Genomic DNA, 962 nt, shown 5'->3' with positions numbered 1-962 from the left:
AACGTAGCAGATCGCCTTCGTGCAACAGTCTCTTAATATCACTATATTTGCGTGGAAAATAACATGAAGAATTTATATGAAGGTAAAGATACTATTCGTTTGTTTGGGAAATATCTGTCGTAGCCCTTCGGCTGAGGGGGTGGCGAAGCATATTATTGAGGAGAAGGGGTGGCAGGATTTGTTTGAGATCGACTCGGCAGGGCTTCACAGCTACCATGCAGGGGAGCTACCCGATCCTCGGATGCGTGAGACGGCACAAGCAAGAGGGTATGACCTCACTAGCCGAAGCCGTGAGGTGGAGCTGGAGGACTTCTTTACCTATGATTATATCGTGGCGATGGACGATTCCAATGCCTCGGAGCTTTATCATCGTGCCCCAACGCTCGAGACCTCCCGAAAGATCGTAAAGATGCGGGATTACTTTCCCGAGGGGGAGCAACTAGACTATGTCCCTGATCCTTACTACGGCGGTAAGGATGGCTTTGAATTGGTCTTGGATCTTTTGGAGGCTTCTGTAGAGCGGTTTTTAAGGGCGGTAAGCTCTGTTTAGTGGGGACTATGAATGGGCTCATTTAGAGTTGGGCGTGTGGCGAGTTTGTAACTCAGCATTTGTTTAGTTTGTAAGTCAGCGTTGGCTCTGTTTGTAACTCAGTGTTGGCTTAGTTTGTAACTCGACAATTCCTTTGACTGCCACTAAGTTTTAGCCCGTGTGGCACTACTTCCTATGTCCTTAAAGGTCATAAGTCCAATCAAATCTAGTGCCTATTATTGTCGAAATCTTCTAGTGCGCGATCCTTGCTGCTGAAAAAGGGTGCTTCGTAGGTTTTGAGAAAAGTGGTATATTTGTGGTGTTGACGCATAAGGCTTAATAACGTTTTTCCTTGAGAGGTCATCAGTCTCGAGGGTATCATCTTGTGTATCATTTATTGTGCGTCATCTGTAGATATGGTAGAAGAAGAGCA

Annotated in this window: 1 protein-coding gene; it reads left to right on the top strand. The window is 46.0% G+C overall.

Annotation, left to right across the window (positions count from 1 at the left end):
- Window positions 1–76 precede the first annotated feature (76 nt).
- A complete protein-coding gene (locus tag QVO39_RS06065; RefSeq protein WP_021903443.1) occupies window positions 77–550 on the top strand; it encodes a low molecular weight protein-tyrosine-phosphatase in 474 nt (157 codons plus the stop codon).
- The last annotated feature ends 412 nt before the right edge of the window (window positions 551–962 follow it).

Source organism: Porphyromonas sp. CAG:1061, assembly GCF_000435035.1.
Classification (GTDB): domain Bacteria; phylum Bacteroidota; class Bacteroidia; order Bacteroidales; family Porphyromonadaceae; genus Porphyromonas_A; species Porphyromonas_A somerae.
Note: the sequence above shows the minus strand (reverse complement) of the source record. Positions and strands in the feature narration are given on the sequence as shown.

Excerpts from the sequence above, each read along its gene's own strand:
- QVO39_RS06065 (WP_021903443.1), top strand. The coding sequence starts at position 77 with ATGAAGGTAAAGATACTATTCGTTTGTTTGGGAAATATCTGTCGTAGC.